18 protein-coding genes are annotated in these 19,367 nt (G+C 56.0%); 12 read left to right on the forward strand and 6 right to left on the reverse strand.

The genetic code is table 11. The features are described from left to right. The first annotated feature begins 87 nt into the window (after positions 1-87). The 6 genes from K1V27_RS15760 (at position 88) to K1V27_RS15785 (ending at position 8,152) form a co-directional block, all read left to right on the forward strand. A complete protein-coding gene (locus tag K1V27_RS15760) occupies positions 88-1,581 on the forward strand; it encodes an efflux transporter outer membrane subunit (protein ID WP_258931009.1) in 1,494 nt (497 codons plus the stop codon). Positions 1,582-1,607: 26 nt separating this feature from the next. Then, the gene (locus K1V27_RS15765; protein WP_258931010.1) at positions 1,608-2,906 is read left to right on the forward strand and encodes an efflux RND transporter periplasmic adaptor subunit; all 1,299 of its coding nucleotides are present in this window, start codon (positions 1,608-1,610) and stop codon (positions 2,904-2,906) included. Then, complete coding sequence (locus K1V27_RS15770; RefSeq protein ID WP_258931011.1) at positions 2,903-3,631, forward strand: ABC transporter ATP-binding protein; 729 nt, start codon at positions 2,903-2,905, stop codon at positions 3,629-3,631. The genes K1V27_RS15765 and K1V27_RS15770 overlap by 4 nt, the downstream gene beginning before the upstream one ends. Further along, positions 3,631-4,842, forward strand: coding sequence for an ABC transporter permease (locus tag K1V27_RS15775; RefSeq protein WP_258931012.1), 1,212 nt, complete (start codon positions 3,631-3,633; stop codon positions 4,840-4,842). Before K1V27_RS15770 ends, K1V27_RS15775 begins: the two co-directional genes overlap by 1 nt. 163 nt (positions 4,843-5,005) lie before the next feature. Further along, positions 5,006-6,955 carry an ASKHA domain-containing protein gene (locus K1V27_RS15780; protein WP_258931013.1) on the forward strand — a complete coding sequence of 650 codons (1,950 nt, stop codon included), beginning with the start codon at positions 5,006-5,008 and terminating at the stop codon, positions 6,953-6,955. A gap of 333 nt (positions 6,956-7,288) precedes the next feature. Then, positions 7,289-8,152, forward strand: coding sequence for a universal stress protein (locus K1V27_RS15785; protein WP_258931014.1), 864 nt, complete (start codon positions 7,289-7,291; stop codon positions 8,150-8,152). Between the two features lie 205 nt (positions 8,153-8,357). Here the strand turns inward: K1V27_RS15785 and K1V27_RS15790 are convergent, their stop codons facing one another. Beyond that, positions 8,358-8,879: a hypothetical protein gene (locus K1V27_RS15790; protein ID WP_258931015.1), complete on the reverse strand. Its 522-nt coding sequence runs from the start codon at positions 8,877-8,879 to the stop codon at positions 8,358-8,360. A 257-nt stretch (positions 8,880-9,136) separates the two neighbouring features. On the opposite strand from K1V27_RS15790, the gene K1V27_RS15795 reads away from it, so the two are divergent. From K1V27_RS15795 to K1V27_RS15805, 3 genes are all read left to right on the forward strand, one after another. Continuing rightward, positions 9,137-9,709: a hypothetical protein gene (locus K1V27_RS15795; RefSeq protein WP_258931016.1), complete on the forward strand. Its 573-nt coding sequence runs from the start codon at positions 9,137-9,139 to the stop codon at positions 9,707-9,709. Positions 9,710-10,144: 435 nt separating this feature from the next. After that, positions 10,145-10,567 carry a large-conductance mechanosensitive channel protein MscL gene (gene mscL, locus K1V27_RS15800; protein WP_353740600.1) on the forward strand — a complete coding sequence of 141 codons (423 nt, stop codon included), beginning with the start codon at positions 10,145-10,147 and terminating at the stop codon, positions 10,565-10,567. A 176-nt stretch (positions 10,568-10,743) separates the two neighbouring features. Then, positions 10,744-11,151 carry a hypothetical protein gene (locus tag K1V27_RS15805; protein WP_258931018.1) on the forward strand — a complete coding sequence of 136 codons (408 nt, stop codon included), beginning with the start codon at positions 10,744-10,746 and terminating at the stop codon, positions 11,149-11,151. Between the two features lie 11 nt (positions 11,152-11,162). Here the strand turns inward: K1V27_RS15805 and K1V27_RS15810 are convergent, their stop codons facing one another. From K1V27_RS15810 to K1V27_RS15830, 5 genes are all read right to left on the reverse strand, one after another. After that, positions 11,163-12,533: a cation:proton antiporter gene (locus K1V27_RS15810; RefSeq protein WP_258931019.1), complete on the reverse strand. Its 1,371-nt coding sequence runs from the start codon at positions 12,531-12,533 to the stop codon at positions 11,163-11,165. Continuing rightward, a complete protein-coding gene (locus K1V27_RS15815) occupies positions 12,530-13,729 on the reverse strand; it encodes a cation:proton antiporter (protein WP_258931020.1) in 1,200 nt (399 codons plus the stop codon). Before K1V27_RS15815 ends, K1V27_RS15810 begins: the two co-directional genes overlap by 4 nt. Before the next feature lie 68 nt (positions 13,730-13,797). Beyond that, positions 13,798-14,610: an ABC transporter ATP-binding protein gene (locus K1V27_RS15820; RefSeq protein ID WP_258931021.1), complete on the reverse strand. Its 813-nt coding sequence runs from the start codon at positions 14,608-14,610 to the stop codon at positions 13,798-13,800. A gap of 85 nt (positions 14,611-14,695) precedes the next feature. Beyond that, positions 14,696-16,636 (reverse strand): ABC transporter substrate binding protein, encoded by a 1,941-nt coding sequence (locus K1V27_RS15825; protein WP_258931022.1) that lies wholly within the window; start codon positions 16,634-16,636, stop codon positions 14,696-14,698. Between the two features lie 5 nt (positions 16,637-16,641). Beyond that, positions 16,642-17,862, reverse strand: a complete 1,221-nt coding sequence (locus tag K1V27_RS15830; RefSeq protein WP_258931023.1) for an STAS domain-containing protein — start codon at positions 17,860-17,862, stop codon at positions 16,642-16,644. 33 nt (positions 17,863-17,895) lie between these two features. Between K1V27_RS15830 and K1V27_RS15835 the strand changes: the two genes are divergently transcribed. The 3 genes from K1V27_RS15835 (at position 17,896) to K1V27_RS15845 (ending at position 19,134) form a co-directional block, all read left to right on the forward strand. Next, positions 17,896-18,189, forward strand: coding sequence for a hypothetical protein (locus K1V27_RS15835; protein ID WP_258931024.1), 294 nt, complete (start codon positions 17,896-17,898; stop codon positions 18,187-18,189). Positions 18,190-18,192: 3 nt separating this feature from the next. Next, positions 18,193-18,453, forward strand: coding sequence for a transposase (locus tag K1V27_RS15840; RefSeq protein ID WP_258931025.1), 261 nt, complete (start codon positions 18,193-18,195; stop codon positions 18,451-18,453). Positions 18,454-18,621: 168 nt separating this feature from the next. Further along, complete coding sequence (locus tag K1V27_RS15845; protein ID WP_258931026.1) at positions 18,622-19,134, forward strand: ATP-binding protein; 513 nt, start codon at positions 18,622-18,624, stop codon at positions 19,132-19,134. The last annotated feature ends 233 nt before the right edge of the window (positions 19,135-19,367 follow it).

The following is a 19,367-nucleotide window of genomic DNA, read 5'->3' on the forward strand; positions in this document are numbered from 1 at the left end:
CTCAAATGCCGCAGAAAGGGATCGGCTAACGGATGACACCGGGGCTCGCTGCCGGTCGGAAACCGCATATGCCGGCTGAAGATTTGAATGGTGCCTTGTTACCAACGGCTGGAAAAGATGCAGGTGATGAGTTCTCAATGGAAATCGAAAAAGATTGCGCATTGGGCGTTACTACCGGTGCTGTCCATAATGCTTATGAATCTCGGTTGCGCGACGGTGGGACCTGATTATGCGTCGCCGAACCTCTCAGCACCCGAAGCATGGCATGCCGAACTGGAGGGCGGCCTCAGGGCAAAACCGGTCGATCCCGAAACTTTGGGACATTGGTGGTCGGTTCTCAATGACCCTGTCCTTTCCAGTCTGATCAGCCAGGCGGTGGTCGGTAATCTCGACCTCAAGGTAGCGCGGGCCAGGGTTCGGCAAGCGCGCGCCAATCGAAGGATCAACCAGGCCAACTGGTTTCCGACAATGGATGCGGTGGGGTCCTTCAGAAAGAGCCGCAGCAGCGAAAACAGCGGGAGTGGCACGGAAACCGACCTTTCTGCGGTGGGCTTCGATGCTGTCTGGGAATTGGATATTTTTGGCGGCACACGACGTTCCGTTGAAGCCGCCACAGCAGATCTGCAGGCGATTAGCGAGGATTTGCACGATGTTCTGGTGACGCTTCTTGCGGAAGTTGCTCTCAACTACGTGGAAGCGCGCACTTTTCAGGTCCGCCTGGCAGTTGCGGAACAGAACCTGCGAGCACAGCAGGAGACTTACCAATTGACGTCCTGGCGCAGCCAGGCCGGCCTTACGACGGATTTGGCGGTGCAGCAGGCGAAGTACAATCTGGAATCGACCCGTTCGCAGATCCCCACTTTGCGAACCGGCCTGGAAGGGGCCATGAACCGCATTGCCGTGCTGCTGGGTCGGCATCCGGGCGCTCTGCACAAAATACTTGAGGAGCCGCGGCCGATACCCGCTGCGCGGATGGAAGTTACGGTCGGGGTACCGGCGGACACGCTGCGTCACAGACCCGACGTGCGTCGAGCGGAACGTCAATTGGCCGCGCAGACGGCTCGGGTGGGCGTGGCTGTCGCCGAACTTTATCCCAAGCTCACCTTGCTCGGGTCTATCGGAGTTGAATCGCTGACCGTGAGTGATTTGTTTGTGCCGGGCAGCCGAACGTACAGCTTTGGACCCTCAATTTCCTGGCCGATCTTCAATGCCGGTGCAATTCGCAGCAATATTGAAGCGCAATCCGCTTTGCAGGAGCAGGCCTTGGGCGAATACGAGGGCACGGTACTCAGTGCCCTGGAAGAGGTGGAAAATGCACTGGTTGCCTACGTGCAGGAGCAGAATCGGCGACAGGCCCTGGCCGAGTCGGCGCAGGCGGCAAAAATAGCGGTTCAGTTAGCTGAAACTCAATTTGAGGCGGGCTTGATCGACTTTAACAATGTGCTGGATGCGCAGCGTTCCCTGCTGACATTTCAGGATCAACTGGCCGAGAGCCAAGGTACGGTTACTTCCAACTTGATTCGTCTCTACAAAGCCCTTGGGGGCGGATGGACTTCACTGGCCCGGGCCGCAACGCAGTAGATTGGAAAAAACCAGGATGTGTCACTATGGCCCATAAACAAACGGAACACGAACACCCCATAGCCGAAAATCTGGGTCTTGATGGTTCCAACAGACGCACCAGGCGCGTGCGGTGTTGGATGATTTGGGGCATGGCTGGGCTTGCAACAGCGTTCATTGCGGTTAAATGGGGCGGCAGCAACAGCGCCGATCAATTGCAGTACAAAACACAGCCGGTGCGGCGCGGCGATCTTACGGTGCTGGTGACCGCCACCGGCACGCTGCAGCCAACCAATCAAGTGGATGTGGGCAGCGAACTTTCGGGCATCATCAAGTTTGTGGAAGTGGACTACAACGATCGGGTGGGAGTCAATCAGGTCTTGGCAAAGCTTGATACGTCCAAGCTCGAAGTGCAGGTTCTCGAGTCCAAAGCTTCGCTGGCATCGGCCCGCGCCAAAGTTTTGCAGGCACAGGCAACCATCAAGGAAGCGCGCAACCAGTTGAAGCGTTTGCAGGAAGTGCGCAAGATGAGCAACAACAAGGCGGTATCGCAACACGACCTGGACGCTGCGCAGGCGGAACTGGACCGCGCCAAAGCCGAAGAGGCCGGAGCCAGGGCTGCGGTCTCTCAGGCTCAGGCTTCTCTCGAGCTCAATCAGACCGATCTCTCCAAAGCCAGTATTCGATCGCCCATCAATGGAGTTGTCCTCACCCGGGCAGTCGAGCCGGGCCAGACCGTGGCGGCTTCTCTTCAGGCGCCAGTGCTGTTTACTCTGGCGGAAGATTTGACCAAGATGGAGTTGCATGTGGATGTGGATGAAGCTGATGTGGGGCAGGTCAGGCAGGGCCAGCAGGCCACCTTTACTGTCGATGCTTTTGCCAATCGCAGTTTTCCAGCAAAAATCAAGCAGGTGCGCTATGGTTCCAAGACCGTGGAGGGAGTGGTCACCTATGAGACCGTGTTGGAGGTGGACAACTCTGATCTGGCGCTGCGACCGGGGATGACCGCCACTGCGGACATCAGGGTCAGGAATGTGAACGACGCTGTGCTGGTTCCGAATGCAGCGCTGCGGTTTGCCCCTCCGGAATCACAGGAACGGGATGGCGCGAGCGGTCGCGGCGTTATGAGCGTGCTCATACCACGCCGGCGTCCTTCCCCTCCCAAGGCGAAGGCGGATGCCCATCGTGCCGGTAACCGGCAACAGGTCTGGACGATTGCCAAAGGACAACTCACGGCCATACCGATCACCACCGGTGCAACGGACGGAATTATGACGGAGGTTGCGGCCGGAGAGGTTGAGCCTGGAATGGAGTTGGTGGTTGAAGTCGAAAGTTCAGGTCGATGAAGCCGACTGTTGGCGAAAAAAGCGAAAATGGGCCGCTCATCGAATTGCGCGCGGTTACCAAAGTATACGGAATGGGGCGGGCAGCCATGCGTGCCCTGCGCGGCATCGATCTGACCATCGCGCAAGGGGAATTTGTCGCTGTCATGGGACCGAGCGGATCGGGAAAGTCGACTTGCATGAACATTCTGGGTTGTCTGGATACGCCCACCTCCGGGGATTATCTGTTCCAGGGGATCGCTGTGGGCAAATTGAACCGCAATCAGCGCGCCATGCTGCGCCGCCATTATTTGGGCTTCGTATTCCAGGGCTATAATCTCCTCAATCGGACGTCGGCTCTCGAAAACATCGAGCTTCCTCTGATTTATCGCGGCACCCCTGTTGATAAAAGGCGCGCCATGGCTCTGGAAGCCTTGTATGCTGTCGGGCTCAGGGGCTGGGAAGCACATACCCCTGGAGAGCTCTCCGGTGGTCAGCAGCAGCGGGTGGCCATTGCCCGGGCGATCGTCACGAATCCCAGGGTGCTGCTCGCCGATGAACCGACGGGAAACCTCGATTCCGCTCGCAGTCGCGAGATCATGGAACTGCTGACGGCTTTTAATCGAGACAGGGGCATCACCATTGTCATGGTCACGCATGAACCCGGTATGGCAAGCTATGCCAAGCGCCAGGTCTATTTCAAGGATGGGCTGATCGGCAACCGCAGCTCGAGAGAGGACACCCTCTGATGGTATGGGAAACCATTCTCTTGGCTCAACGGGAGATCCGCCGCAATGTATTGCGTTCTTCTTTGACCATCCTTGGCATCGTTATCGGGGTTGCCGCTGTGATCACCATGGTGACGTTGGGCGGCGGTGCCACGGCCCAGGTGGCCACGGAAATTTCCAGCCTGGGCACCAATCTGCTGCAGGTCCACACCGGCCAGGGAGGTCGAGGCCCCGGTGGTACGCGGGCCCAGGCCGACATGTTCAAGGTGGAAGACGCGGAAGCCATTGCCCGGGAAATCTCCGGCCTGGAGGCTGTGGCGCCCAATGCTTCGCAGCGTATCCAAACGATCTACGGAAATGCGAATTGGTCCACCAGCGTAGTGGGCAGCACCAACGGGTTCCTTCTGGTCCGCGACTGGCTGCTCGAATCCGGGCGCCAATTCACTGACGCAGAGCTGCGGACGGGGAAGGCCGTGTGTATCCTGGGTTCCACGGTGCGTAAAGAACTGTTCGGCGATCGCGACCCAATCGGAGCATCGATTCGTCTGCAGAAGATTTCCTGCCAGGTGGTCGGAGCATTCCAAAGCAAAGGACAATCCAGCTTCGGTGCCGATCAGGACGATTTCGTCCTGATCCCATTGCGCGCCTTCCAGCGGCGCATAGCGGGGAGCACTGATGTCAGCACCATTTTTATTTCGACGAAGGAAAGCGGCTCGGTCGAGAGCATCAAGCACAACATCGAGCGACTTCTGCGTGAGCGTCGGCGTATAGTCAACGGCGAAGAAGACGACTTCCACTTGCATGATATGCGCGAGATCATGAATACGCTCACCGGCACGACGCGGGTCCTCACGGCCCTGCTCGGCGCTGTTGCTGCAGTGAGCCTGCTGGTGGGAGGAATCGGTATCATGAACATCATGCTGGTTTCCGTCACGGAACGAACGCGGGAAATCGGCATCCGACTGGCCATAGGCGCTGTCGAAAAGGAAGTTTTGCTGCAGTTTTTAATTGAAGCCGTGGTGCTCTCCTGCTTCGGCGGCATCATCGGTATCGTGCTCGGATTGGTTGCTGCGGCGGCAGGGGCCCAGGCGCTTAAAGTGCCGTTCGTTTTCAATCCAGGGATCGTGGTCGTCGCCTTTGTCTTTTCTGCGGCGGTTGGCGTCGTTTTCGGCTATTTCCCGGCGCGCAAAGCCGCCCGGCTCGACCCCATCGAAGCTCTCAGACACGAATGATCCTGTGTGAAGCGATTGACTTGGCCGCGGAATGATTAGAATATACGAGATGCATTACGGGTGCGCGTACAGCGATGCGTGCCTGACCCGATCGTTGAGGGGGCACGCAATAGCGCCCCGGTGAATTGTTCTGTTTCGGTCAACCCGAGGAAGGAATGCCTTCATGCGCGCATACAAAGTGGTTTTTTATCCCCATAATCAGACGGTCACGGTCGTCGACGGCGACAACCTCCTGCGTACTGCCATGGAGGCAGGGGTGCATATCAATGCTTCGTGTGGCGGGGGAGGTGTGTGCGGCAAGTGTCGGGTTTTGATCGAGAGTGGGGTTGTCGAGGGCGGTATTACGGAGAAGCTCAGCGCTCAAGACCTGGCGCAGGGATACCGGTTGGCCTGCCAGAGCACTATTCGAAGCGACCTTCAGGTGCGTATCCCGGTTGAGTCGGAAGTGGACGTCAGCGTCCTCAACCGATTGGCAACTCCCCGCAAGACCGCCCGTATCCGCCAGGTGAATTTCGAAGAGCTCAAGGAGAAGGGCTTATTCATACCGCCTGTGGAAAAGCGTTATCTGGAGCTGCCCCCGCCAAGCGAAAACGACCGTCTGCCCGATGTCACCCGGCTGATAAGCTTTTTGAAAGCCAAATACAATGAACATCGGCTGGTTGTCCGTCTTCCCGTTATACGAAAGATTCCCGATGTATTGCGCAGTAATGATTTCAAGGTGACCGCCACCCTTGCCCGGCCGGTGCACGAAGGTCGCAAGACGCACATCATCAACATAGAACCGGGTGACACCACCAACCGCAACTTTGCCATCGCTGTAGATATCGGCACCACCACCGTCTACGGGCAATTGATCGACCTCAACTCGGGCGAAGTGCTGGCCCAGCACGGTGAATTCAACGGCCAGATCAGCTACGGAGAAGATGTGCTCAGCCGCATCGTCTTTGCAGAGAAGTCGGGGGGGCTGGAAAAGCTCCACCAGGTGGTGATTGAAACCATCAACAAGATCATCCGCCGGCTGGTCAAACAGACGGACGTTGTGCTTGACGAGATATCGAGTATTACCCTGGCCGGCAATACCACCATGACCCAATTGTTCTTGAAGATCAATCCGCGTTATATCCGCAGAGCTCCCTACGTACCGGTTTCCACCTTGTTCCCGCCCATTCAGGCGGCAACGCTTGGTCTGGAATTGAGCGATCACGTGACCGCCCTGGTTTATCCGGCGGTATCCAGCTATGTGGGAGGCGACATTGTTTCCGGAGTCATGGGTGCCGGACTCTATCTTGCCGATGAGGTCACTCTCTATCTGGACATTGGCACCAATGCGGAGATTGTGATCGGGAACAAAGACTGGTTTGCCTGCGCGGCATGTTCTGCCGGCCCCGCTTTCGAGGGGGGAGGCATAAAGTTCGGTATGCGGGCGGCCAAGGGAGGAATCGAGGATTTTTCCATCGATCCCGTCTCTTTGGAACCAATGATCATGACCATTGGCAATGTTCCGCCCAAGGGCATCTGTGGTTCCGGGCTTATCACCCTGGTGGCCGTGCTGTTTGAAATGGGAATCATCGACAACCGGGGTAAATTCGATCGGGATCTGAAAACCAAGCGCATCCGGGAAGCCGACGGAGTCTACGAATATGTGCTGGTGTGGGCGGCGGAGACACAAATTGATCGCGACATTACTTTGAGCGAAGTGGACATAGACAACTTCATCCGTGCCAAGGGAGCCATTTTCAGCGGCTGCCAGACGTTGCTTGAAGAAGTGGGCCTGCGTATCGAAGACATCGACCAGATTGTTCTGGCGGGGGGGTTTGGCAGCTACGTCGACCTGGAAAGAGCGATGACCATCGGACTGTTGCCGGAAATCGACGCAGACAGGATCACCTACATTGGCAATGGTTCGCTGATGGGATGCCGGATGAGCTCCCTGACCAATCGCCTGCGCAAGGATGTGGTGGAAGTGACCAGGAAAATGACCAACTTCGAACTTTCTGAGACACCCTCCTACATGGACCACTATGTGGCGGCGCTCTTTTTGCCGCATACCGATATGAGCCTTTTTCCCAAACTTAAGGACAGACTGAAGCTGCGCAGCCGGCACAAGAGCTGAACGCCGGCGACAAGGACGGCAAAGGAACCTGCTTCCCCCAAAGCCGTTGCTCACAGCTCGGGCACGAGTCCTCTTCCCCGGTGCAGGAGGAGTCAGCGTTTTTAAAAAAAGAATTTGGCGCCTGGGGACCATCCTGGAGACTGCAGCTAAAGTGCGGCCGTGCCGCAATGTCATTCTCAACGGAAGGGCCAATGATGCTTTGAGGTGATCCCCAATGATGTTAAAATGTTTGTTACCTGTTGGCATCAAGTTTCAACCGTTCATCCATGATGTCGCCGGGCGATCCAATCTTCCCTGCACGTGACACAGATCTTTCAGGACTTTGAGGCGCTCATGCAAAAGCACTTCCTGATAACGATTGGCGATGATCCCAAGTTTCTTTTCGGCGTCAAATACGTTGCCGGATTTTTCAAAAACAAGAAGAACATACGCTTGGACCTTCTGTACATTGCGCCGCGCTTCGATGCCCCGGATACAGATCAGGACACGAGACTGCAGGATATCTCCCGGGGGCTGTCGAAAATCTACTCGAAAATGGGGAAAGAAGCGCTGACTCTAAGCGCAGAGATTTTAAAAGACGCCGGTTTTTCACCCAAGACGATCACCTGTAAGGTGATGCATCGTATGCAAAGCACCGTCAAAGACATCGTTGAATACGCCAAACTGGGACACTATCAAACGGTAGTGCTCGGAAGGCGCAGCTTCTCCATCTTTGAAAAGACTTTCTCCGGCAGCGTAACGGATGAAATCATAAGACTGCGCATAGACTTTCCCATTTGGATTTGCAGGAATCCTGATGCCAGGCGAAACAACGTTTTGCTCTGTGTCGACGGATCAGAAGCGAGTCTGCGCGCTGCCGATCATGCTGCCTTCGTACTGGATAGCGAGGAGGATCATAGCCTCGTATTGGTGCATGTGCCCAGGAAGGAAAGCGGCGATCCCGAGCGGGTTATTCAGGATGCCGTAGAGAGACTGGCGGGACGTATTCCTGAAGAACGCATCGAGAGCATCATCCTTAAGGATTCGGTACCGGCGGCAGCAATCCTGGCAGAAGCGGACAAGAGACAGGTTGCGGCGGTGGTGGTCGGTCGGCTGGGGCTCAGTGAAAAAAAGCGGCCTGCCGGTGACTATATCGGATCGATTCCCGTAAAGTTGTTGAAACACGTTACGGGGGCCGCCTTGTGGATCACCTGGTGAGTTCCTGCCGCATCAAGGCAACCCCAAAAAACAGTCAGGAGTCAGGATTCATCCGTTGAGTGGTTCCACCTTTGAACGGTGCAGATTGGTAATCGTTGGCCTTGGCAGGCCTGCCCGACAGGAGTCCCCGGCAGGCCCCGGCTTCTTTCCGGCACCTTGTCAAGGCCTCATGGGGCAGGCATTTTGCGAAGACGGCCGTCATTTCTTACAGTTTTTTAAGCGAGCTCAGCTGGTGTTCCGCCGCGTCGGGCACAAGCTGCTTTACAAGCCGCGTTATCCTGTCCAAATCCGGACTGTCGTCATAAAATTCCCCGTTTAACTGAAGCGCATACAGTCTCGTGCCTTCATCGTAGGAGACCTGCACCTGACCAATGGTGACGGTGGTTCCCTCAATGTCCGGCGCACCTTCCTGCGGTACCGCTTCGGAAGCCGTTATCGCTGCAGCCTGCGGCGAACCCTCAGGTTCCTGCACCCCCGCAGGCTGTTGTACTGCTTCTGGTTCCCGTACCGCTGCGGGCTCCTGTGCTGCTTCGGTTGCTGCGGGGGCCTGCGGTGTTTCCTGCGCTGCAATTTCCGGTACTGTTTCGGGTTTCGCGACAGATTTGGGTTTGTCCTTTGCCTTGGGTGCCTGAGCACGTTTTTTCTTGCGTTTAGCCAATTCACTCTCCTCAAATGTTGATAGGTTGACGACGTATGCGTTGGCTCTGATCTCGGTCAAATGTTCCATAACAGCTCCTGCAAGCGAAATTGTCCAGGTCGTTCGAAAACATTTCTATGGGCTGGGGTGTCGATACTACAAGAGATCTTTCACGGCTTCTCACACAAATTGAACGCTTGTGCAAGGCAAATTTCCATCAACGAACGAAAAGATTTTACATTTGAATCGTATCGCTTTTCAAGGGTGTGTTGGATTGACACTGGGGAAGAATGGGTGATCCGTGGATCGTTCATGCCCAATGGTGAATGTAAACGCCGGCACAGAAAGTGAATTTCATCTTGCAAAAGTCGTCTCTATTGGAAACAATCGGGTTCGATCCAACAGGTGGAAACGGCGGCCCGTCGAGCGGCCGGATTCATACCGACTGGCATTCCGGCCGGAACACAGCAGCCGGCGAACCAGAGGAACCGTTACAGGGTCTGCTTTGCAGCGTATCAGGTTCATCTACAGCAGGGGGTAGTCAGATGCGGGGATTCTTTTTGGTTTTTTCAGTTGTCTGGGTTGCTTTGGGTGCGGCCATTGTTCTTTACACTCAGCAGATGCGAAGTTTCCTGAAAGGGCTTGTTTTTGCAATGAACTTGAGGCTGTGGGCCATCGTGCCCACGGTTGTGGGTCTGTTGTTCGTGGCTGGGGCCTTCATGGTAACGGAAGTCTTCTGGCTGGCCCTGATTATTGGGGTCATTGCGTTGACCAAGGGCGCGTACCTGGCGTTGGCTCGACCGGCTCAAATCAATTCACTGTTGGTATGGTGGTTTGACAGTGCGGAAGAAACGGCGACGCGTCTGTGGGGGTTGGTTGCTTTCACCATTGGCGTGGTGCTGTTCGCACGCCTTTTTTAATATGCGGATTTTTTTGTCTGGGTACTTGTCTGCGATTGAGTTTGGTCCGCCATTGTGACGAGCGCCGCAATCGCCCAATTGAGGCTGAAAGCGGCTTTCGGAAAGCGCTGGAGGTCTGCGTATCCAACCCTGCCGAATCCCGCCTGATCAGAATGGACACGGCAATGTCCGGGTAACGGATGATGGCTGACAGAATGGGTGCTGCAGGTACGTTTTGGCATGAAGACCAACTTGTGCACCGGTTGCAGTGCGAAACTGGATGAGAAATCGGTAGGCACAATCGGTGCCGCGGCACATGCTTTGAGACTGCTTGGAGGAAAACAGCTTACGTTCAAGACACTAAGGATTCCGGAAAGGAGGATGTGAAGTAATTGAAAGAAGCGGACAGTGTACAGATCACCTCATGGCTAAGGCATCAGGAGAAAACAAATGGGAATGATTAAGGAATTTAAAGAATTTGCTATGCGCGGCAATGTCGTCGATATGGCTGTGGGTATTATTATCGGTGCTGCCTTCGGAAAAATTGTCAGCTCACTGGTGAACGACGTTATCATGCCGCCTGTCGGTCTGCTTCTCGGCAACATCGACTTTTCGCAGCTGGCCGTCACCCTCAGGGAGAAGACCGCAACGGCCGATGCGGTCGCCATCAATTACGGGGTATTCATCAATAATGTTTTGGATTTCATCATCGTAGCCTTTGCAATATTTATGGTCATCAAGCAAATGAACCGTTTCAAGCGCCAAGAGGAAGAGCCCGTTGCTGAGCCCACCACCAAAGATTGCCCCAAGTGCTTCACCGCCATTCCCGTCAAGGCGACACGCTGCCCGAACTGCACGTCTGAGCTCCCGACCGTGTGAAATCGTCGCAGGCGGGGGGGGTGCGGTTTTGCCCAACTGAGGAAAGCTTCATTACTTTGCAACTTATTAACAATTATAGACTATCGGCTGAATTGGGCGATTTTTGCTTGGCAGAGGTCACTGAATTCAGGCATCACAAACAGTGCACACGTGGGCGCACCATATGAGAAGATTGCATGTATCTGCTGCTGGCTGTGATCAACGATGAGGAACTGCTCGATGAGCTCATGACCGGTTGGCTGGATATCGGCGTCACCGGAGCCACCGTCGTGGAATCAACCGACCTGCTTCAGCTGATCAGCCATCACGTACCCATATTCGCAGGTTTTCGAACCCTGACCAGCGGCGGTATGACGCACAACAAGACCATTTTTACCGCCATTGACCGCCGGCAGATTTTGGATCAAGCGGTAGCTTACCTGGAGGCCCTATTCCACGACGCGGGCCGACCACACATGGGAATGTATTGTGTGCTCCCGTTGCTCCGTGCGGGGAAGCTGGGGCTCGAAGTGGATCCCAAACAGCACCGGCTGCACATTGAAAAGAAGCTGGGACGGGCTGTGAAGGACGCTTCGCAGCCGTAGGGCTTTTGTGATCATGCCGGCCGCTGGCCTGGCGGTGCTTCGCCGGTCAAATTCAGGGCACATCTTAAGGTTATCGGGCCGAGCACCTGATTGAGAGTAATGACGGCGAGCACGATGGTGCAGAAGTAATCACCGATGACGGAAAATTCACGTGCTGCCAATTGCGCAAGCCCCAGCGAAACGCCCGCTTGAGCAAGATATCCCATCCACGCAAGGCGGTTGTGCAAGGGACGGTCTCTGCTCGCGGTTCCCGCCAACCAGGCACCCACAAACAGGGCTGCGGCTCTGACGGTGGCAAGGCACAAAGCCAGCAGCCAGGTTTGCCCAAGAGCTGCCAGATTCAGCGAGGAGCCCGCCAGAGAGAAAAACAAAACATAAATGGGCGGGGACAATCGGTGCAGGCTCTCCATAAACGCCCCGCCCGTTGTGCTGAAATTTTGCACCGTCAATCCCGCACTCATGCAGATGAGCAATGGTTCGAGATGCAGCGCGACTTGGAATTGCGCCTGCATGAATTGGTTCAGCCACAGAGACAACCGGGTCACTCCAAAGCCAAAGAATAGAAGAAAGAGTGCAAGATCATGGCCGATTCGCTCGATGTAGAGCGCTATCCCTTTGCCCGCAATGGCACCCACAACGATGGATGCGACGATTTCTGCGGTGAGTGCCGCAAACACCGTATGATCCATGGCGGCAATGGTTGATTGCAGCATTTCACAGACGGTTAGGGCGAGCGTGAAAAGGATGATGATGATCACGTCGATCACTACCGTCACGCCCAGCACGGTTTCCGTAAATACCCCGCGGGCTCCGCATTCGCTAATGACCGCAATGGTTGAAGAAGGTGACCGGGCGATACAGACTACCCCCAGGAGGATGGCGAGAGTGGCCACTTCGACCGGAGAGAGGTTTTTGGTAAACGCAAATTGTTCAGCCAGGGCGTAAACAAAAGAGGCTACCAGTGCAAAGACAGCCAGAGTCTGAGCAGCTACGTTAAGTGCAATGGCTTTGACTCTTTTCTTTAAGAAATCCAAGTGCAGGCTGCCCCCCGCCGTGAGAGCTATGAAACTGAGAGCAAGATCATCGATAAGGTGCAAATCATCCACCATGCCCGCACTGAGGAAGCCGGAGACATATGGTCCTGCCACGATGCCCGCAAAAATGTAACCGCTGATCATGGGCAGGCCGATGGCTTTGGCCGTTTGACCGGTGACGAAAGCCACCAGTAGCACCATCCCCAGAGAAAAGTCTGTCATGCCGGCATGTTGCCAGCTCGATTCCAACGGAACCTTCTGCAGCCATAGTGCCAGCCCGGACAGCAGCAGGAAGGCCAGCACGTAAGGTTTAAAAGGAGTGGTTTGGGATTTTCGCGAACGTTTCATGCCCGGCTCCTGTGCAACAGTATTCTCAGCAGGTGGGGGCTTGCTGTGTCACTCAAAACGATGGCCAGCAGTGCAAGGCTGATCACTTGACCGGATATTTCAAAGGGAAAGCTCTGGGCAAAGTCCAACAGGATGACCATGGCCAGTCCGCCCTGATCGACCAGCCCAAATCCCAGATTGGCCGGCCATTTTTTTTGTGGTACGACAATTCGTGTTACGGCAAACCCGCCCGCCACCTTACCCATGAAGCGCCACAGCCAGTAGCCGGCGGCCAGCAACAAAATCCAGGCGGTTTCCAGCTCCCATCGTACCCCGAGAAAAACCATCAGAAGCAGATAGCAAGGTTTTTCTATGCTGATCAGGATGCGGTAAATGCGCTCTTTGTCTCTGGAAAAGTTCACCAGCCCGAAGCCGACGAAAAAGGTGGCAAGCAATGGGGAAAAATTCAGGATCGAAGCCGTGCCACTGATCACAATCGCCATCCCGACCACGATCAGGGCGAGCTCGTCATCGTTTGGAAATTTCTGCAGAAAAAGGCTGAACAGTATGAGTAGGACCGAACATACGCCAAGACTGACAATGGCCGCCCGGGGGAGGCTCGACCAAACGGAAGCGTCTGTCAGGACCGATGGGCGCAAGACATAAGCGAATCCAAAGATGACCAGAGCAACAAGACCGTCAATGCTGGAAATGTAGCGCAAGAACCGAGTGAATTCGTGCCTGCGCCCCGGAAAATCCGGAGACATGAGAGCCAGTCCCGTTTGAGCGGTGCAAGCGGCGGCGGCCGCAAGGGTGAGGGCGACAACCATTTTCTGGGAGGGCGGTATTGCAAGAAAATAGGGTAGAGTGAAGTAGGCTCCAAAGAGCACCAGAAAGAAAGTGATCCCTGCTTGCAGGTTGGCTGCCGCCAGATATTCCAGGGGAAAGCGACGCAGTTTCTTGATTTCGAACTGAAAACCGTACAGCAGCCCGATCCATCCGAGCAGTAGGGCAGCAAGGGGAGCCAGCCCGCTCTGCGTTTTGCTGTCCAGGATGTTCAAATAACGCGGGCCGAGCAGGAGTCCCAGAAAAATGAACTCGATCCCCGTCATGTAGAAGTGGCGCGCAAAAAGCGGCAATTTGAAGTTTCGAAAGGAGAGGTGATATCCGCTGAACGCCAGGAAGATGATCAGGAGCAGTGCAAAAATGATCTTCATGGGTCGACCATGTGCTCGAGGCGCTCTCGTGCAGAGCCTCCTCGATGCATCCTTTGCCACCGTTGGGTCTACAGATATTCGCGGCGCAATGCTTCCAGCATATCCTCGGTCAATCGCTCCGCCTTGCGCAGTTCCGCAAATTTATCCAGCAGATCGTTTACTGTCAGGTGCTGTTTTTCTTCCCGCGAGATGTCGTCAATGATCTCTCCTTTGTTCATCATGACGGTCCGATCGCCGAGCTCCAGGGCTTGTTGCATGCTGTGCGTCACTACGAGGGTGGTGAGCTGTTGCGCGGCGATGAATCGCCGGGTGAGGTGAATCACCTGAGCCGCCGACTTGGGATCCAGTGCCGCCGTGTGTTCATCCAGCAACAACACCTTTGGCTTGCTGATGATCGCCATGAGGAGAGTCAGGGCCTGCCTCTGACCTCCGGAAAGCGTCCCGATGACATCGTCCAAACGATCTTCCAGTTGCATCTCCAGCAGTTTCACTTGCTCTCGATACACCTCGCGTCGTTCCCGGGTCAATCCCACCTTCGGGTAGCTCCTTTTACCGCGCAGGTAAGCCATGTGCAGATTTTCAACGACGCTCATGTCCGCTGCGGTGCCCATGAACGGATTCTGGAATACCCGCGAAACATGCCTGGCCCGCTGATAATCCATCCTGCACGACACATCCTCGCCGGCAATTTCAACGGTCCCGGAGTCCGGCAGAAAAGTGCCGGCCACTCCGTTGAGCAGGGTGGATTTGCCGGAACCGTTGGTGCCGATGAGACTGACAAACTCCCCCGCCCGCATTTGCAGGCTGACTCCCCGGAGGGCATGAACTTCATTGACCGTGCCCGGATTGAAGGTTTTGTGCAGTTGCGTTATTCGGATCATCACTTCCTCGTCATGTTGCCCCATCGACGCAAGCGCATAGCGGCATCCCGCCATGACTGCTCAGGACGAACGACTCCCCTCCCGTCTATTGGGCGGCATCCAGAACCGCACGCGAGTTATCGCCGCCGTACACGCGGGTGGCTTTTTCGAGTACCCCCTGCGGGATGGTCATGCCCAGTTCCTTGGCGACCTTAAGGTTAATTCCCACAGTGAGTTGGTGATACCTCTCAAATGGGATGTCGCGCGGGTTTTCTCCTTTGAGCACACGTTCCACCAGCCGCGCCGCCTGGATGCCGCTGGCTGTGTAATCATACCCGAGGGCGCCCAGCGCCCCGTCGCCCAGCCGCTCCACATCGCTCAGGAAAATCGGGATGTGTTTGGGCCGGGCCGCCTTGACGACCGATTCAAAGGCCGAATAGACAATGTTGTCCGGAACCAGGAGGAAGGCGTCAATGTCTTTTTGAACGAGAGACAATGCCGCCTGGTAGACCTCCGAGGAACTGCTGATGGTGGCCCCGATCAAGGTCACGTCCGGGTTCCCACGTATGGCATCCTCCAGCAGTGTGACATTGAATACGGAATTGGCATGGGCCGGGTCCCAGATAGAACCTATTCTCATGCGACCGGGAATGATGGATCGTACCAGTTCCATGGTCTTGTCCATCGGCACCCAGCCGTATACCCCGGTGACATTGGACAGATGATCCGTTGCGGATCGGCCGGCGCCGATGATAAAAGGATTGGCGACCGTGGCAAAAACCACGGGTCTATCCTTGACTTTGTTGATGGCTGCCTGCGTGCAGGGCGTAGAAATGGGTACGATGACATCCATCCCATCCTGGATGAACTTGTCGAGAATGGTGTTGACGGTGGGCAGGTCGCCGTTGGCATTTGCCAGATCGATCGTGCAATGGTCGCCGTTCTTGTAGCCAAGCCTGGCCAACTCCTCGATCAGACTGTCTCGGGTGATGTTCAGCAGACCATGATCCGAGATCTGTAAGACGCCGATTTTAGCGGTACGGCTGGACGGGTTGGGGACGCCACCGGGGGTGCGGTACGTCCAGACCAAAACCATTGCCGTCAGCAATGCCGCAGCTCCCAAGCCAATCCGCCGCCATATCGGCTGCGAGAGGCTCCAACGACGGCGGTCTTCTGTAAGGCCCGTCCCGTGCGTCAAAGCCCTGGATGCCACCAGAGTGGTCAGCACAAAGACGGCGGTCAACAGTTTCAGATCGATCGGGTTCATGCCGAGAAAAAGAGCTCCCGCAATGAGCATGCGGAAAATGATCGAGCCGACGATCACGCTCAAAACTTTGGCATAGAGCGACCGGCTGCGGATCAGGGATTCTCCGATGATGACGGCAGCCAGGCCGATCACAATGGTTCCCATACCCATGCCGATATCGGCAAATCCCTGGTACTGGGCAACCAGGCCGCCGGAAACGCCCACCAGGCCGTTGGCCAGCGCCACGCCGAAGGTCTTCATGCGTGCCACATCGACTCCGGCAGCGGCAGCCATGATGGGGTTGTTACCTGTAGCACGCATGGAAATTCCTAAATCCGTTTTGAAAAACAACCCTGTCAGCAGCCAGAAAGCCAGCATCACCGGTAGCAATATCAGAGTGATCCAGGCTTCCGGGTGCAGACCGGGATTGACTGCCTCCAGATAGTCTGGAAAAGTGGCCTGATCCAACAGCGGGATGTTCGACCGCCCCATGATGTGCAAGTTGATGGAATAAAGACCGGTCATGACCAGAATTCCGGCGAGCAGACCGTTGACGTTGAAGCGCGTGTTGATGAAGGAGGTTGCTGCGCCTGCCGCGGCCCCCACGGCGAATGCCGCCAGCAGCGCAATGAGAGGGTGTACCTTGGCCACGATGAGCACCGCCGCCAGGGCTGCTCCGGAGGTGAAACTGCCGTCGACCGTTATATCGGGGAAGTCATGAACGCGAAAGGTCAGAAATACGCCCATCGTCATGAAGGCATACAGGAATCCGAGATTCAGTGCACCAATCCACAGTTCCATGGGCTTTATCCTTGCAGTTCAACGATTCCCGCCATTCCTCTGCTGAATAAGGTGCGCCCCAGTGCATGCTGGACCTTATAAATCGGCAGCTCGGTGATGATGCGGGACAACTCCTGGTCAAACGATTCAATCTTTCTGTTGAGCGGTTCCCGGGCGAAGACCCCGGCGTGCAAATGGAAATTCTTGCCTTCCCCCACCACCTGCTGCACCCGCGCAGACGCCTTTTTCCCGTCGCGCGCCACGATCCCGCAAGCGACGATGATGTGGTCAATTTCCCCCGGTTCCACGGGGAAATTGACCCATTGAGTAAAATTTTCCGCGGCAAAAATGTCTTTTCCATTGGCCGGTCGGTTCTCGCTAATGGGAGACCGTTTCAGGTGCATTCCCCAAAAGCCCTTACTTTCCGCCAGTAAAACGATCCCCAGCAAGTCGGCCGAACTGATTGTAACACAGAGCTGCGCCAGTTTGCTCAAATCGACAAAACGCTCCCCATGTTCAAAGGAGAGAATGCGGCGGTAGTCGCCGTTGAAACCAAAGCCATGCAAATACTTGCAGGCGAAGCTCCCTTTCCCTTGCGAACAGAGCATATAGTCCACTGCAGGACGATTCACGGCAGGGTAGTAGAAAAAGTTGCCCTGTACGGTCATGGCTTCGCCAAAGAGGTCCTTGTATTCGCCGTAATGTTCGCCCAATGCCGCCAGACCTGTGGCGAACCGGACCTCATCCGAGGTGACCGTCGCCACGTCACTTTCACAATAGGAAGCGCTTGACAGTTTGTCTGGGGAACCGAACGTGAAGAATTCACCCGGGGAAACGGAGTCACGCTCCAAAGCATCGACCGAGATTCCGTCCATCTCTGAGGACACCACCGACAGCGGAGATTTGCCTCCGTGCAACCGTTCTTGAATTTCCTCCATTCCCTCAACCAAGATGAATATTTCCGTCAGGTTGCTCATTTCAAATACGCTTCTGACGGGCGCCGAGATTCGGTGGAAATAGATTACCCCTTCCACCTTTTTCAGCTGTTTGAAGGCCTCCATGAGAACGCGCAAACCGGCGCTGCTGAGGTAGCTCGTACGGCTCAAATCGGCCACCAGAATCCGTTCTCCGGAGGTGATCAAGCGGTGCATTTCGCGCTGCAGCAGTGGAGCATTCAAACTGTCGATTCGTCCTTCCACCTTGATCCATCTTATCCCCAAATCTTCTTCAATGTCACAACGGAACATGGGTTCTCCCTCCACAGCCGGTTGAATCACTCAATGGACGACATGCCACGGTGTTGCATCACTTCATTTGTGGGGGTCACCACCATCCGCGACATCCTGAAGCGCTCCGATTGCCCGCCACCTCCCGAGAAGACCAAAAGCAAGCCCGCCCTTCCCTGGTCGAAGTTCGTCAGCGCCCACATGGAATCGCTGGTGTCCTGCGACTTCTTCACCAAGCCGGTCTACACAGTGCGCGGCAAGTTCGACGCCTATGTGCTGGTCTTCCTGCATCCGGGCAGCCGCCGGGTCTACATGAGCCAGCCGACCTTTCATCCCGGTGAGGCCTGAGTGATGCAGCAGGCCAACGCCTTCTGCGAATCCTTCATCGGCACCTGCAAGCACCAGTGCCTGAACCACTTCATCTGCTTCGGGCTCGGCCAACTGGCCCACATCAACCGCGCCTGGCTCGATTACTACCACACCCAGCGTTCCCGCCAGGGCACCGGCAACAACGTCATCTGCGCCGATTTCCGGCGCACATCCGCAGGATCGGTCAAACGGCAGGAGCGGCTCGGCGGCATCGTCGCCTGGCACGAGCGGGAAGCGGCGTAAACCACACTTCCTCTATGTAACATCCGCGCCCGTTTTCCGCAAAGCGGGATTGCTCTTGTCAAAGATTTCGGACGGCGGTTTGGTTCCCAACCACGAATCAAACAGAATTGCCAGCCTCTTCGGCAAACCATTTGCTTTTTCCGGCAGGCCAAGCATGAATGACACCGGGTGCGCAAAAGCTCGGTGGTCGATTGGCTCGTCGCGTTCGAAAATGCCGGGCTGCTGTTCAGCGTGAACATCTTTTCCAACTCGCCGACCCGCATCAGCCTCAATCCCCGCAAGGCATACTGCATCGACCACGGCCTGGCGGCCTCGGTCAGCTCCGGCATCCTCACCAACCGCGACAGCCTGCTGGAGAACCTGGTGTTCACCGCGCTGCGCCGGGTGACGCCGGAAATCTTCTATCACAAGACCAAGACGGGCCGGGAGGTGGACCTTGTCGCGCTGCTGCCGTCAGTGCCGGGACAAGAACGAGCCATACTGCTGGTCCAGGTCTGCGCCTCGCTGGCCGATCCCCGCGTCAAGCAGAGTGAGGTCCGTTCCCTCTCCGAAGCCATGGTCGAGCTGGCGGTGGCGGAGGGGACCATCGTCACCTGGCGCACCGATGAGACCATCCCCGTGGGCTTCGGTACCATCGAGGTGGTGCCGGTCTGGCGGTTTCTGCTGGAGATGGAGCCGTAAATCTACTTGGTCGGTTACTTGGTCGGTACTTGATCGTTGAGCCAGGGCATGTCGCAAGCCGTGTCGTGAGTTTGTCGCAAGTTTTGTCGCGAGTTTGTCGCAAGCTACCCCGGAAGTCACCCAGGAAGCCGATAGACCAACTGATTGGTCGCCCCCTCGGCGGTGATCAAATTCTTGTCCAGCATCCCCTTCAGGTCCCTCTGCAGGCTGCGGCGGTTGACGGTCGGGCAGAG

The sequence above is a fragment of the Desulfoferrobacter suflitae genome, assembly GCF_022603395.1.
GTDB classification, from domain to species: domain Bacteria; phylum Desulfobacterota; class Syntrophobacteria; order Syntrophobacterales; family Syntrophobacteraceae; genus Desulfoferrobacter; species Desulfoferrobacter suflitae.

What these genes read in the sequence shown, in the direction of transcription:
- K1V27_RS15830 (WP_258931023.1), bottom strand. Translation starts at nt 17,862, where the DNA reads ATGTTCCGTTGTGACATTGAAGAAGATTTGGGGATAAGATGGATCAAG.
- K1V27_RS15820 (WP_258931021.1), bottom strand. Translation starts at nt 14,610, where the DNA reads ATGATCCGAATAACGCAACTGCACAAAACCTTCAATCCGGGCACGGTC.
- K1V27_RS15785 (WP_258931014.1), top strand. Translation starts at nt 7,289, where the DNA reads ATGCAAAAGCACTTCCTGATAACGATTGGCGATGATCCCAAGTTTCTT.
- K1V27_RS15835 (WP_258931024.1), top strand. Translation starts at nt 17,896, where the DNA reads ATGGACGACATGCCACGGTGTTGCATCACTTCATTTGTGGGGGTCACC.
- K1V27_RS15780 (WP_258931013.1), top strand. Translation starts at nt 5,006, where the DNA reads ATGCGCGCATACAAAGTGGTTTTTTATCCCCATAATCAGACGGTCACG.
- K1V27_RS15790 (WP_258931015.1), bottom strand. Translation starts at nt 8,879, where the DNA reads ATGGAACATTTGACCGAGATCAGAGCCAACGCATACGTCGTCAACCTA.
- K1V27_RS15770 (WP_258931011.1), top strand. Translation starts at nt 2,903, where the DNA reads ATGAAGCCGACTGTTGGCGAAAAAAGCGAAAATGGGCCGCTCATCGAA.
- K1V27_RS15810 (WP_258931019.1), bottom strand. Translation starts at nt 12,533, where the DNA reads ATGAAACGTTCGCGAAAATCCCAAACCACTCCTTTTAAACCTTACGTG.
- K1V27_RS15825 (WP_258931022.1), bottom strand. Translation starts at nt 16,636, where the DNA reads ATGGAACTGTGGATTGGTGCACTGAATCTCGGATTCCTGTATGCCTTC.
- K1V27_RS15765 (WP_258931010.1), top strand. Translation starts at nt 1,608, where the DNA reads ATGGCCCATAAACAAACGGAACACGAACACCCCATAGCCGAAAATCTG.
- K1V27_RS15805 (WP_258931018.1), top strand. Translation starts at nt 10,744, where the DNA reads ATGTATCTGCTGCTGGCTGTGATCAACGATGAGGAACTGCTCGATGAG.
- K1V27_RS15760 (WP_258931009.1), top strand. Translation starts at nt 88, where the DNA reads ATGGTGCCTTGTTACCAACGGCTGGAAAAGATGCAGGTGATGAGTTCT.
- mscL (WP_353740600.1), top strand. Translation starts at nt 10,145, where the DNA reads ATGATTAAGGAATTTAAAGAATTTGCTATGCGCGGCAATGTCGTCGAT.
- K1V27_RS15815 (WP_258931020.1), bottom strand. Translation starts at nt 13,729, where the DNA reads ATGAAGATCATTTTTGCACTGCTCCTGATCATCTTCCTGGCGTTCAGC.
- K1V27_RS15775 (WP_258931012.1), top strand. Translation starts at nt 3,631, where the DNA reads ATGGTATGGGAAACCATTCTCTTGGCTCAACGGGAGATCCGCCGCAAT.
- K1V27_RS15840 (WP_258931025.1), top strand. Translation starts at nt 18,193, where the DNA reads ATGCAGCAGGCCAACGCCTTCTGCGAATCCTTCATCGGCACCTGCAAG.